The organism is Mesorhizobium sp. M7A.F.Ca.US.002.01.1.1 (assembly GCF_004022955.1).
Classification (GTDB): domain Bacteria; phylum Pseudomonadota; class Alphaproteobacteria; order Rhizobiales; family Rhizobiaceae; genus Mesorhizobium; species Mesorhizobium ciceri.
Genome location: NZ_RZQE01000145.1, coordinates 1 through 12,416, shown reverse-complemented (window position 1 = coordinate 12,416; position 12,416 = coordinate 1). Strand labels below are relative to the sequence as shown.

13 protein-coding genes and 2 pseudogenes are annotated in these 12,416 nt (G+C 62.8%); 9 read left to right on the top strand and 6 right to left on the bottom strand.

What is annotated here, in order from left to right:
- Positions 1 to 29 precede the first annotated feature (29 nt).
- The 3 genes from EN932_RS16295 (at position 30) to EN932_RS16285 (ending at position 3,489) form a co-directional block, all read left to right on the top strand.
- Positions 30 to 1,085: a YeiH family protein gene (locus EN932_RS16295; protein WP_127384949.1), complete on the top strand. Its 1,056-nt coding sequence runs from the start codon at positions 30 to 32 to the stop codon at positions 1,083 to 1,085.
- A gap of 99 nt (positions 1,086 to 1,184) precedes the next feature.
- Positions 1,185 to 2,264 (top strand): AraC family transcriptional regulator, encoded by a 1,080-nt coding sequence (locus tag EN932_RS16290; protein WP_064994021.1) that lies wholly within the window; start codon positions 1,185 to 1,187, stop codon positions 2,262 to 2,264.
- Between the two features lie 175 nt (positions 2,265 to 2,439).
- Positions 2,440 to 3,489, top strand: a complete 1,050-nt coding sequence (locus EN932_RS16285) for a dienelactone hydrolase (protein WP_063168666.1) — start codon at positions 2,440 to 2,442, stop codon at positions 3,487 to 3,489.
- An 8-nt stretch (positions 3,490 to 3,497) separates the two neighbouring features.
- Here EN932_RS16285 and EN932_RS16280 read toward each other — a convergent pair whose 3' ends face one another.
- The 3 genes from EN932_RS16280 to EN932_RS16270 all read right to left on the bottom strand — a co-directional run bounded on the left by EN932_RS16280 (position 3,498) and on the right by EN932_RS16270 (position 6,272).
- Entirely contained in the window at positions 3,498 to 3,995 is a 498-nt protein-coding gene (locus EN932_RS16280; RefSeq protein WP_013530535.1) for a GAF domain-containing protein, read from the bottom strand.
- Positions 3,996 to 4,244: 249 nt separating this feature from the next.
- Positions 4,245 to 5,876 (bottom strand): chaperonin GroEL, encoded by a 1,632-nt coding sequence (groL, locus tag EN932_RS16275; protein WP_013530534.1) that lies wholly within the window; start codon positions 5,874 to 5,876, stop codon positions 4,245 to 4,247.
- A 33-nt stretch (positions 5,877 to 5,909) separates the two neighbouring features.
- A complete protein-coding gene (locus EN932_RS16270; RefSeq protein WP_013530533.1) occupies positions 5,910 to 6,272 on the bottom strand; it encodes a co-chaperone GroES in 363 nt (120 codons plus the stop codon).
- Between the two features lie 493 nt (positions 6,273 to 6,765).
- Here EN932_RS16270 and EN932_RS16265 point away from each other — a divergent pair, with 493 nt between their 5' ends.
- From EN932_RS16265 to EN932_RS16245, 4 genes are all read left to right on the top strand, one after another.
- A complete protein-coding gene (locus tag EN932_RS16265; protein WP_024505332.1) occupies positions 6,766 to 7,026 on the top strand; it encodes a hypothetical protein in 261 nt (86 codons plus the stop codon).
- Positions 7,026 to 7,385 (top strand): hypothetical protein, encoded by a 360-nt coding sequence (locus tag EN932_RS16260; protein WP_064994922.1) that lies wholly within the window; start codon positions 7,026 to 7,028, stop codon positions 7,383 to 7,385. The genes EN932_RS16265 and EN932_RS16260 overlap by 1 nt, the downstream gene beginning before the upstream one ends.
- A 96-nt stretch (positions 7,386 to 7,481) precedes the next feature.
- Positions 7,482 to 7,706: a hypothetical protein gene (locus tag EN932_RS16255; RefSeq protein ID WP_024505330.1), complete on the top strand. Its 225-nt coding sequence runs from the start codon at positions 7,482 to 7,484 to the stop codon at positions 7,704 to 7,706.
- A 333-nt stretch (positions 7,707 to 8,039) separates the two neighbouring features.
- Positions 8,040 to 8,315 carry a DUF1488 domain-containing protein gene (locus EN932_RS16245; protein WP_127366030.1) on the top strand — a complete coding sequence of 92 codons (276 nt, stop codon included), beginning with the start codon at positions 8,040 to 8,042 and terminating at the stop codon, positions 8,313 to 8,315.
- A 268-nt stretch (positions 8,316 to 8,583) separates the two neighbouring features.
- On the opposite strand, the pseudogene EN932_RS38925 reads toward EN932_RS16245, so the two are convergent.
- Positions 8,584 to 8,763 (bottom strand): annotated as a pseudogene (locus EN932_RS38925) (hypothetical protein); the annotation flags it as partial.
- A 444-nt stretch (positions 8,764 to 9,207) separates the two neighbouring features.
- Between EN932_RS38925 and EN932_RS16235 the strand changes: the two are divergent.
- Together EN932_RS16235 and EN932_RS16230 are read left to right on the top strand one after the other, a co-directional pair.
- Positions 9,208 to 9,876: a HemK/PrmC family methyltransferase gene (locus EN932_RS16235; protein WP_245265405.1), complete on the top strand. Its 669-nt coding sequence runs from the start codon at positions 9,208 to 9,210 to the stop codon at positions 9,874 to 9,876.
- Positions 9,873 to 10,988, top strand: a complete 1,116-nt coding sequence (locus EN932_RS16230; RefSeq protein WP_064994918.1) for a hypothetical protein — start codon at positions 9,873 to 9,875, stop codon at positions 10,986 to 10,988. The genes EN932_RS16235 and EN932_RS16230 overlap by 4 nt, the downstream gene beginning before the upstream one ends.
- A gap of 48 nt (positions 10,989 to 11,036) precedes the next feature.
- Here EN932_RS16230 and nadE read toward each other — a convergent pair whose 3' ends face one another.
- Both nadE and EN932_RS16220 read right to left on the bottom strand, forming a co-directional pair.
- Entirely contained in the window at positions 11,037 to 12,044 is a 1,008-nt protein-coding gene (gene nadE / locus EN932_RS16225; RefSeq protein ID WP_127366028.1) for an NAD(+) synthase, read from the bottom strand.
- Positions 12,041 to 12,416: pseudogene (locus tag EN932_RS16220) on the bottom strand (AMP-binding protein); the annotation flags it as partial. The pseudogene EN932_RS16220 and the gene nadE, both read right to left, overlap by 4 nt.

The following is a 12,416-nucleotide window of genomic DNA, read 5'->3' as shown; positions in this document are numbered from 1 at the left end:
CTCCCGGCATACTCGCCTGGAGCATTGCATTGTCTTCCGTTTCCCACTTCGCGAACGATATTCCAAAAAGCGCGTTTCCTGCCGATGTCGCGCAAGGGCGAAAATCCCTTAGCTGGAATGGCAGCGTCCCCGGCATCGTGCTGGTCACGATGATCACTGCCGTCGCCTTCTCGGCGCGCAATGTTTCCGGCTTCGCGCTGTTCAGTCCAATGATCCTCGCCGTCGTCGCCGGCATGATCTACTCCAACGTGCTCGGCACGCCCGTGCACGCCAAAGCCGGTATCGCATTCTCGCAAAAGCGCCTGTTGCGCTTCGCCATCGTGCTGCTCGGCTTCCAGCTGACGCTCGGCCAGGTGGTCTCGATCGGCGCTGGCGGCGTCGGCATTGTCGCGGCGACGCTTGGCGCCACCTTCGTTTTCACCATCACGCTTGGCCGGCTGATCGGCGTCGACGCCAAGCTGGCGCAGTTGATCGCCGCCGGCACCTCGATCTGCGGCGCTTCGGCCATCGTCGCCACCAACATCGTCACCGATGCGCGCGACGAGGACGTCACCTACGCCGTCGCCTCGATCACCTTGTTCGGCACCGTCGCCATGCTCGGCTTCCCGCTCATGGCGCCCATGCTCGGCCTCGACCAGCACGCTTTCGGCCTGTGGGCCGGCGCCTCGATCCACGAGGTGGCGCAAGTCATCGGCGCCGGCTTTCAGAACGGCACCCAGTCCGGCGAGATCGCCACCGTCGCCAAGCTGACCCGCGTTGCCATGCTGGCGCCGATGGTCGTCGCGCTCGGCCTGATGGCGCGCGGCAGGAGCAGCAGTGAGGTGGCGGCGCGGCCGCCCATGCCGTGGTTCGTCGCCGCCTTCGTCGCTGTCGTGGCGTTGAACAGCTTGGTCACGGTGCCCACCGAGGTGAAATCGGCAATGGCGCTCGCCACCACCATCATGCTGACCATGGGCCTGGCCGCCATGGGCCTGCAGGCCGACATCTCTCAGTTGCGCTCGCGCGGCCTGCGCCCGCTGGCGCTCGCCTTCTCGGCCTTCCTGTTCATCGGCTGCTTCAGCCTGATGCTGGTGAAGTTCGCCTGAGCTTGATCGCCGGCACGCAGACGGCACAAGCGAGTTTGGGAATCAAATCACATCGGCTACGGTCTGCCGCGCATCAACACGCGAGCCCGCACCCGATCCATGCCGTTTGTTCCCTTACCCTTCGTCGTCGCCCTGTCGCTGTTCATCCTGCTTTGGGTCGTCGCCAGCCGCCAGGATGAGGCAGCACCGAACCTGCCGTTTCTCGCCCTGATCCTTGTTGCAGCGTTGCAATCGGTGCTCACCGGACTGCGCTGGGGCTATGGCATCAGCGAAGTCGGCTATATCGCCCCCGTATCCGCCGCGATCATGCCGTCTCTGCTCTACGCCGGCGTATCGAGCCTGGTTCGCACCAGCGACCGCCGGTGGCCGGCCCTGCTGGGGCTCCACGCGACACCCGCGGTCATCATCATCATGCTGATAATCTTTTGGCGCGAGGCGATCGACGTGGCGCTGACATCAATCGATTTCACCTACGCCGCCGCCATTCTCTGGCTGCTTCGCTCCGGCGCCGACGGGCTTCGCCTTGCGCCCTTCGACGGCGCGGTCCCGGTCTACAGGGCCATCCTTTTCGCGGCAGCTACGCTGTGCCTGTCGGGAGCCGTCGACATGCTGGTGTCCTTCGATCTGGCGTCGGGACATGGCGCTCGCGCGGCAACCGTGATCGGCATCGGCAATCTTTTCATGCTCGTCATTGTCGGCATGGCGGCGGCTGCGGCCAGCCAAAGCCATGTCCCGCTCAATGCCGCCGAGCCCGTCGAGACTCCGTCCCCACCCGACGCCGGCGAGAACGCCGATGCGATCGCCAGGGTCAACGAGTTGATGCAGGAGAAAAAACTATATCGCGACGCCAATCTCAACCTCAACCGGCTTGCCCGGCGCGCCGGAATTCCAGCACGGCAGATCTCAATGGCGATCAACCGGGCCACGGCCAGGAACGTCTCGCAATATGTCAACGGACACCGCATCACCGAGGCCTGCCGGCTGCTGAGCGAGACCGATCAGTCCGTGACGGAGATCATGTTTGCGGTCGGCTTCCAGACCAAGTCGAACTTCAACCGCGAATTCCGCCGCGTCACCGATATGACCCCGCTCGCCTGGCGGGACCGGAACGCGCCTGACGCGGCGCCCTCGCTTGCGAACCGGCGGGCGGCTGAAATCGGCAGCGCCGTTCCGCACTGAACGGTACTCAATCGCGATAAAGCACGTCCTTGATCGCGATCAAGGTCGCGGACTTCGCTCCGATCCGCTGACATTGGGTCGCTAACACTGCAATCGAACATGACCGCCAGCTTGCCCGGACGCTGTAGCCTCCGGCCTTGCCACCTATAGGGCGCGTTCGACAACGGAGATTTCAATGAAATTCTGGACTATGCTCTGCGCCGTCGCTGTTTCCACGGCGCTCATGCAACACCCCGCAGACGCCGGCGACAATGTCGGCGTTCGTCAGTTCCCTGCCCCATCCAAGGAGCGCGGCATCGATCTCGATGTGACGGTCTGGTATCCCGCGCAACCGGGCGGCGAGATGGTTATATCAGGCGACACCGCGCTTTTCGCCGGAACGGCCGCCATGCGCGATGCGCCTATCGCTGGCGGAAAATTCCCGCTTATCCTGCTTTCGCATGGCGCTGGCCTGGCGGGAACCCCACACGCCCTGAGCTGGATTGCAACGCCTCTGGCCAGGCAGGGATTCGTCGTCGCCGCTCCCACACACCCGGGAAATACGGGGAAAAACAGATCCGCCGCCGAGACGATGAAACTCTGGTTGCGGCCCGCCGATCTCACGGCTGCCCTGACCGCGACGGCGAAGGACGCTTTCTTCGCAGGGCACCTCGAACAAGGCAAAGTAGGCGTCCTCGGTCTTTCCATGGGCGGCAACACGGCGCTGGCGATAGCCGGTGCCCGCATCGATCCGAAATTGCTGGCGGCCTATTGCGATACGGACCTGCTCAATGCCTCGCTCTGCGACTGGGTCAGGCAAAGCGGCGTCGATCTTCACGCCATGGATTTGCAGGCCGCCGGTCGGGACAACCGGGATGAGCGCATTCATTTCGCCATGGCGATCGATCCTGCCCCATCCGATGTCTTCGATGTCAAAAGCTTTGCCGGTATCAAAATTCCGGTCGCTATCGTCAATCTTGGCCGACCAGGAAAGATTCCCGTGACCGCCGACGCATCCGAGATCGCAAAAGCAATTTCAAAGGCGAGCTATGCGACGATCGCGGATGCGAGCCACTACAGCATGTTCGGCGAATGTAAGCCCGGCGCTGCCGGCATCATTGCGGCCGAACAGATCGGCGACCCGGTTTGCGATGACGGTGGAGCACGATCGCGCGGTGATATTCACGCGCAACTGATCGACATGACGATTGCAGCTTTCAATCGCGCGCTGAAGACCGAGCCGTAGGACGCAGCTCAGTCCTCGAACGAACTCGCCGCGGCATAGATCGCCGCCAGCGTCTCGATGCCGGCCTGGTCTGCCTTGTCGAAGCGGCCGGGCAGCGGGCTGTCGAGATCGAGCACGCCGAAGACGCCTTCATCGTCCTCGAGCAGCACCACCAGTTCCGAGCGCGAATCGGCATCGCAGGCGATGTGGCCGGGAAAATCATGCACGTCCTTGATCAGCATCGAGGTGCCGAGTTCGACCGCCGTTCCGCACACGCCCTTGCCGACGGCGATGCGCACACAGGCCGGCTTGCCCTGGAACGGCCCGAGCACCATTTCCTCGTCCGACTGCAGGAAATAGAAACCGGCCCAGTTGAGGTCCGGCACCATCTGGAAGATGAGTGCTGCGGTGTTGGCGGCGTTGGCGATCGAATCGCGCTCACCCTCGAGCAGCGCCTTCAATTGGGTGGCGAGGTCGCGGTAGAACGTGGGCTTGTCTGAGGTGTCGATGGCCTTGGCCGCAAACATGAACGTGTCTCCGTGTCGGGAATGGCGGTTCGTCCGATCGCTTGCCAAAGTCCGGCGAGCTCCGCAACCAGACGGCCGCCTGGACAGTCTAGCGTGGATTGCGTCCCCTTCGAAAGCCGCAAGATCATGATTGCCTCCCGGCACTGAGCCGGGCGACTGCGTAACTTTGCGATGATCATCTTGAGAATCGTGGCGGCCCCGATCGGGGCCGCCATTCACATCTCCAACAGATCGGACAAGTCCTGGGTTTTAGTAGCCGCCCATGCCGCCACCGCCGCCACCCGCAGGTGCTGCATCCTTGGCCGGAACGTCGGTGATCATCGCTTCGGCGGTGATCAGAAGGGCTGCGATCGAACCGGCATCCTGGAGTGCGGTGCGCACCACTTTCGCCGGATCGACGATGCCTGCCTTGATCATGTCGACATAGACCTCGTTCTGGGCGTCAAAACCCTGATTGTGGTCCTTGCTGTCGGTGAGCTTGCCGACGACGATTGAGCCTTCGACGCCGGAATTCTCGGCGATCTGGCGGATCGGCGCTTCGAGCGCCCGCAGCACGATCGTGATGCCGGCCGTGACATCGGCATTGGCGCCGGTCAGGCCGCCAAGCGCCGAGCGGGCACGCAGCAGAGCGACGCCGCCGCCGGGCACGATGCCTTCCTCGACCGCCGCGCGGGTGGCGTTCAGCGCATCGTCGATGCGGTCCTTCTTTTCCTTGACTTCCGACTCGGTGACGCCGCCGACGCGGATGACGGCAACGCCGCCGGCGAGCTTGGCCAGCCGCTCCTGCAGCTTTTCCTTGTCGTAGTCTGACGTCGTCTCCTCGATCTGGCCCTTGATCTGAGCGACGCGCGCCTGGATGGTCGCCTTGGTGCCGGCACCGTCGATGATCGTGGTGGTGTCCTTCTCGATCAGCACGCGCTTGGCGCGGCCGAGCATCTCGATGGTGACGTTTTCGAGCTTGATGCCGAGGTCCTCGGAGATCATCTGGCCCGACGTGAGCACGGCGATGTCTTCCAGCATCGCTTTGCGGCGATCGCCGAAGCCAGGCGCCTTGACGGCCGCGACCTTGAGGCCGCCGCGCAGCTTGTTGACGACCAGCGTCGCCAGAGCCTCGCCCTCGACGTCCTCGGAGATGATCAGCAGCGGCCTGCCGCTCTGCACCACCGCTTCGAGGATCGGCAGCATCGCCTGCAGATTGCCGAGCTTCTTCTCGTGGATGAGGATGTAGGGCTCTTCCAGCTCGACGCGCATCTTGTCGGCATTGGTGACGAAATAGGGCGAGAGATAGCCGCGGTCGAACTGCATGCCTTCGACGACGTCGAGTTCGGTCTCTGCGGTCTTGGCTTCCTCGACGGTGATGACGCCGTCATTACCAACCTTGTCCATCGCCTTGGCGATCATCTCGCCGACGCTGGCATCGCCATTGGCGGCGATGGTGCCGACCTGTGCGATCTCGGCCGACGACTTGACCTTCTTGGCGCGCGCCTGGATTTCCTTGACCACGGCGGAAACCGCCTGGTCGATGCCGCGCTTCAAATCCATGGGATTCATGCCGGCGGCGACCAGCTTGGCGCCTTCGCGCAGGATCGAGGCGGCCAGCACCGTGGCGGTGGTGGTGCCGTCACCGGCGAGGTCGTTGGTCTTCGAGGCCACTTCGCGCACCATCTGGGCGCCCATGTTCTCGAACTTGTCGGCAAGCTCGATTTCCTTGGCGACGGTGACGCCGTCCTTGGTGATGCGCGGCGCGCCGTAGGCCTTGTCGATGATGACGTTGCGGCCCTTGGGGCCGAGCGTGACCTTCACAGCATTGGTAAGGATCTCGACGCCGCGCAGCATGCGGTCGCGCGCGTCGGTGGAGAATTTGATTTCCTTGGCAGACATGATTTTTATCCAGTACGTTCGGAGAAAATAAGGTCAGGCAGCTTTCTTGGCGGCCACGGTCTTGTCGGTTGCAGCGGTCTCGCCCTTGTCGATGATGCCAGTCTCGTCCTTGTCGATGACGCCCATAATGTCGGCTTCCTTCATGATCAGAAGGTCCTCGCCGTCGATCTTGACCTCGGTGCCCGACCATTTGCCGAACAGGATGAAGTCGCCGGCCTTGACGTCGAGCGGAACAAGCGCGCCGTTTTCGTCGCGTGCGCCAGGGCCGACAGCGATGACTTCGCCCTCCTGCGGCTTTTCCTTGGCAGTGTCGGGGATGATGATCCCGCCCTTGGATTTGATATCGCCTTCGGCGCGACGAATGACGACGCGGTCGTGGAGTGGCCGAAATTTCATGGGAACTTTCTTTCTGGGGGCCGGCACAGGCGGCCACGCCCCTCCTCTATAGACGCGTTGGCACTCGATAGATAGGAATGCCAGAATTAATTCTCGTGTATGCCCCAAACAATCGAACGAAATAATTTCGAGCCTCGCAGAATTTATTTGCGTTGGCGGAAAACTTTCTGCCGCCTTGAATTTCACGGACATCGATTTGTTATTTAAAAGCCAAAAAGAAAAGGCGCCGAGACCTTGTTTGCAACGCAATTGAGGCGCATATGTAAAGCTCGTTGATTTGGTAGAGTTGGCTTTGTGTCAGAGTCCTGCGATTCACCACCAATTCTCGAAAACGAGTGCATGAGCCGATCCGGCGCACATTTCGTCCCGCTCGAACCCTGGAATGAAACCGACGCTGACCACGGATATACTGGCAGCGTCGGGCATCGCTCCGGCGGTTCGAGTGGGAATGATACGGAAAGGCGTCGTGCGTTTCCGCGGGAAGCCGCAACTGATGACCAGCCGCACCACATCTTCAATCGTTCGCTTCAGGGCGGCGTTTTCGCTGCCTGGCTTCGATACGCCGCAACCACCTGGAGCGTATCGCGTCGATCAAGACGAGGAAGCTCTCGAAGGGGCTTCGCTGATCGCATGGCGCCGCGTGGCCACCTTCATTCACCTGCCGGCGATCTCCGCCGTCGGAGCCACGCAGCAGATGGTGCCGATCGAACCGGCATCGCTTGAAGCCGCACTGGAGCAGGACCAGAGACAATGATGAAAACCACAACCCTGATGCAACGCAACCCACGCCCGATCCGCCGCGAAGCCGCAACGCATCTGTTTGCCGTCGGACAGGCTGTCCGGCTGAAGGGCGGCTTTGGCACGTTTCCACAGACCGCGGAAATCTACCGCATCAGGGCCACGCTCCCTGCGAGGGGAGATTCGCTGCAATACCGCATCCGCAGCGACGGCGAACGTCATGAACGGGTGGCGACCCAGGACAGTCTCGAACCGGTCGCCACGTCGCCCAGTGACATCATAACACTCTCTGAAAGGACGTTCGCACATGTCAAAGGGACAGAAACGCTCGAGCCGGGAAATCAGGAAGCCGAAGCTGGAAAAGGCACTGCCTAAGCCTGAAAGCGTGTTCGGTGCCCAGACCAGGCTTACCGCCAACATCAGCGCCCCGCGCGGCAAAGGCAAGAACTGACACGGCGAGACGGGACGGCGATGAAGATCGTGATCGAATTCTATCGCACCCGCGAAGCGGACGATGCGCATGCCGTGCTCGGCCGCGAGACGGCGGAAGCCGCCGACCTCGAAGATGCGATCGAAATCGCCAGGCTTTTGGCTGGGACCCTGAACATGCCACAGCGGCCGGACGCCATGACGATCGCCGACACGAATGGCGCAACGCTCTATTCGGGCGTTCTCGCCTCTGAAGCGATTAAATGAGGAAAGGCCAACGTCACGATTGTCCGCAACACTGAAACCGATTGGCAGTGCAATGCCGCCGCGCTTCGGATTTGGGAACACGAAAGTGGCGCGCCGGGACGCGACTTCACAAATCGCCAATACGGACGCCGCGTGAAGCGGATCGTTCCTGGACCGTCTATCACGTCTTCTCGGGAATTCCGGCACACGGAGACGGCGTTGCCATGGCCGGCCTCAGCCGCCCCGATGCGACACGCCGCATGTTGACCCCCTCAACCAGCGCAATGCCGAGCGTCGCACGGCGTGGATTACCGCGCCGCCTATTGTCCCGCGCGAGAGAGCGGCGGGCCAATCATGACGCTCTCCTTTCCCAATCCCAGCCGCAGTTTCGATGAAGCCCGCAACGCCGTCCGCTTCACCGGCCATGACTGCATGTTCGAGGTGCGTTTCTTCGTCGAGATCGCGGCGCTGGCAAAATCGGACATCGCCTTGGTGGGGACAACGGCGTCGGAAACAAAATGCCTTTCAGCTTTCGACACCTTGCGATCATCCATTCACAAGATTGCCAGCAAAGCCGATTCTCGCGACCGCCGCAGCTCTTACACTTTGACTGCCGCCGATTTCCGGTAGGGGAGCCCTTTTCTGGCCAGTTCGTTTCAGAACCGCACCTTCTGCTTCCGTGAAGAGTTTCGGGCGCCGGCAGGCGTACGAAAGTCCCCGAGGAAGGAACCCGCGGGGCACAGTCGATGGCTATGGGGATTTCGATCTGCGGCCGAAGTCGGCGACGGCGCGACCGCTGCCGACCGCCAAGGGCCGCCGTGCGGCAATACTCGATCGCCGACATGCCCTTGTCAGGCTCCTTGTTGAAGAAGCCCGTGATGCTCTGCCGCTGCCGAAAATGCGGCTCGTCGATCCAGCCGCCACGCGCATAGGATCCGAAAAGTATAATCTTGAGGATGCGCCCACGCTTTTTGAAGTCGGCCGAGCCTCCTTCAGCGCGTCGTCGAACTCCTCAAGCAGCACCTCCACCGTTCTTGTCAGCTCGCGCTGCTTTGGCGTGATCGATGCTGGATTTCATAAACCAGGATCTGTCGTCCATCGGGTATGCTTAGCCGAGACCACGCCTCGAATCCACAGACTGCCTCCCCGGGCAGACGCAATTGAAGTATGTAGAGCTTGCTGGCTCGTTCGTTCGCCGCTCAGCAGACCGAGGTTGCCGTCGGTTGCAGCGTACTCAACCGCATGCTGGCGTGCGCATGAGTCTGTCCGACATCAAGTCCGGCAGCTATAATCGGCAACTTCAAAGACCGAAATGCGCTCGATTTCATATCCGCGCACCAACGCCGCATCTATATGGCCGAGTTGGTGCGCTGCGCAGTATCGGCGGCGATATCTTTAGCAGCCGTTTACCGGAGCGCGATAGGTCCTGTGTATGCAATACTGTCGGATGACGTAAGGAACCGCCGTGCCGCACAGAGCAGCAGCCCTAGCCGGCCGTTCTACGCCCCGCCTGCATCGTTTCATGAGCGTGATGCTCGAGCTGGCTCCGGGCGTTCTCGTGCCGCGTCAGGAAACGGAGTTGCTCGGACAGAGCGCGCTTGCGATTCTTCGCGATCGCGCGCCCGGCCCGATGGTGATCGACATGTGCTGCGGCTCCGGCAACCTTGCTCTGGCGATCGCGGCGGAAGTTCCGTCGGCCCGCGTCTGGGGGGTGGACGTGACTGACAGCACGTTCGCGCTCGCCCGGAGCAATGCCGAACGCTTGGCCCTTCAGGCCCGGGTCACCATCCGGAAAGGGGATCTGTTCGGTGCGCTGGAGGGCGATGGGCTTATCGGCGCAGCGGACCTGATTGTCTGCAATCCGCCCTATATCTCGACCGCGCGCCTCGAAGGCGAGAGCGCGCATCTGCTTGAGGGCGAGCCGCGCGAGGCCTTCGACGGGGGGCCTTACGGCATCTCGATCCAACAGCGGCTGATCCGGGACGCAATCGATTTCCTCAAGCCTGATGGCTGGCTGCTGTTCGAGTTCGGCCAGGGGCAGGACCGCCAGGTGGCTGCCCTGATAGCCAGAGCCAAGGCCTATGAACCCGTGACATTCGCCAAGGATGAGGTCGGAATGCCGCGTGTCGCACTCCTTCGCAAGCTTGGGAACGGTGCGCCCGCGATCTCATCCTCCGCGAGTTTGGCATGAGCCAGATTCGTCCCCTGCAGGCTGCGGATATTCCGGCCGTCGCCGGGCTCTTTCAAAGAACCTTCCGGGACGGTGGCAAGCCGCCGCCTCCGGCGCTCGAGACTTATCTGCGCTGGCACTATCTCGAAGGCCCGGTCTGCGATCCGGAGATCGCGTCTCTCGTCCATATTGCGAGCGAAGGCGACATTTCAGGCTTTGTCGGCGTGAATGTGCTGCCGATGAGGCATGGCCAGTGCAAGCTGCGCGCCGCCATCTGTGGTTCGCTCATGGTCGAACCGCGGGCGAACGACCCGATGGCCGGCGCAAGGCTGCTCAGGACATTCCTGGCCGGGCCGCAGGACATCTCCTTCAGCGAAACCGCAAATGCCCTCTCGACGCAGATGTGGACGAAACTGCGCGGGGTCGCCCTGCCGCAATACAGCCTGGACTGGATCCGGGTCATCCGACCTTCGGCCTTCCTGCTCGATCTAGCATCGCGGCGAGCCGGCGCCGTGCGCTTGCTTGACCCGCTCGCGCGCGGACTCGATCGCTATCTTCGCGGACGGATGCAGGAGAACGAGATGCGCTGGTCCGGGGTCCCGGAACTCTGGAATGGCAAGGGCGGCCTCAAGGTAGCCGAAATCGATCAAGCCGGTTTTGCGGCTCTTTTGGACCCGTTAACGCGGCAGTTCCCGCTCCGCCCCGACTGGAGTGCCGAGCAGCTTGCGCATATCCTCGCGGAGGCTTCCCAGAAGCCGGACTATGGTGATGCCGTGTTCGCGTCCGTCTCCTGCCCCAGCGGGGGGCTGGTGGGCGCCTTCCTCTATCACACCCGCCCGGGCAGGATGGCGCGCGTGCTGCAGGTTCTGGCCCTGCCGGGGCAAGCTGGTTCCGTCGTCGACTGCTTGATTGGCGATGCGGCGCGGCGTGGCGCCGCCGGCCTGCGCGGCCGGACGCAACCCGCCCTGCTCGCAGCGATGCTGGGCCGGCGGGTCGCCTTCACTCAACCGGCCTCGACCGTGGTGCATTCGCGCGACGAGGAGCTGGTGAACGCGTTTCTGAGCTCGCAAGGCTTCTTCAACGGGCTGGCCGGCGAGCGCTGGAATCGCTTGGCCGGGGAGCAGTTCGAATAGGCCGTCATTTGCCCGCGCGGCGACGTAATCCCGATGGTCGCGCCAATCTCAGCTGGCGATTTCCTCGACGGGGCGGACGAGCTGCGGGCCAAGGTGCAGATGGCGCGTCGCCCGGCGCTTGGCGGCGATATCGGCCCAGACGCGTTCGACCTCGACCGCAGTCAGCTCCGCGGCGGCGCCGACCTCCACGGCTGAAAGGCCGTTATTCAGGCCGAAGAGGCAAATATCCATGCGGTCATAGGGCAGGGAGAAGTAGAACTCTTCCTGCGTCTGCTCGAGGGAATAGGTGTCGGTCGTCGGCGCCCTGCGGCAGATTTCCTCGGGAATGCCGAGATGGGCGGCAAGTGCATAGACCTGGCTCTTGTAGAGATGGGCGATCGGTTTGACGTCAGCCGCGCCGTCGCCATTCTTCACGAAGAAGCCTTGGTCGTATTCGAGCCGGTTCGGCGTGCCGAGCACGGCGAAATTCAGCCGGTCGGCGTGATAGTACTCGATCTGTTTGCGCGTGCGCTGCTTCATGTTGGTGGCGGCGACGATGCCGAGATAGACCGCCGCCGACATGCGCAGCTTCGTCTGCCGGCCTTCGGGGTCCTGCACCACCAGCGAGGAGATGTTGTAGCCCTCGCCGGCGAGTGAATTGGCGATGACGATCTTTGAGGCCCAGCCCGGCCCGTATTCCGGCACCAGCTCGCGGATGAAGGTATCCCGCCGCTGATAACAACCCATCGCGTGCAGCGTCGGGCCGATATCCTCCACGATCGCTTCGACGCCAAAGGTTTCGGCGGCCAGCCGGCCGAGGCGGAGGCTGTCGGGATCGGAGTCGCTTTCCGGCATGAACAGGCAGAAGACGTTCTTAGCGCCGACGGCGCGGGCGGCGAGCGCGACCGAGACGCTGGAATCGATGCCGCCAGAGAGGCCGAGCACGAGCCCGCGCTTGCGCATGCCGCGTAGCTGCTCGCGCAACCCGGCGACGATGCGATCGGTTTCCGCTGCGTTGTCGAGCGTCAGCGCGTCGGCCGAGAAGGCGGGACGGCTCGGGGCGAGGGAGAGGTTCATTCTGCAGTCCCCAACGTTTCGGCCGCCAGCCTTCGGCTGACCTTTCCGGTATCGGTCTTCGGCAACTCGCGGCGGAACTCGATGAGCTTCGGCACCATGAAATCCTCGAGATGAACGGCGCAGTAGCGAATGATGTCCCGCTCGCTCAGGGTCTCGTCCGAGAGAACGACGAGGGCGGCAATGGCGTGGCCGAGCACCGGATCCGGCACGCCGGTCACCACGGCTTCCACGATGCCTGGATGGGCGTGCAGCACAGTTTCGACTTCCTTCGGGGCGACCTTTTCGCCGCGCGTCTTGATGATGTCGTCCTTGCGGCCAACGAAATAAAGGAAGCCGTCCTCGTCCGTCCGGAACAGGTCACCGGTGTGGAGC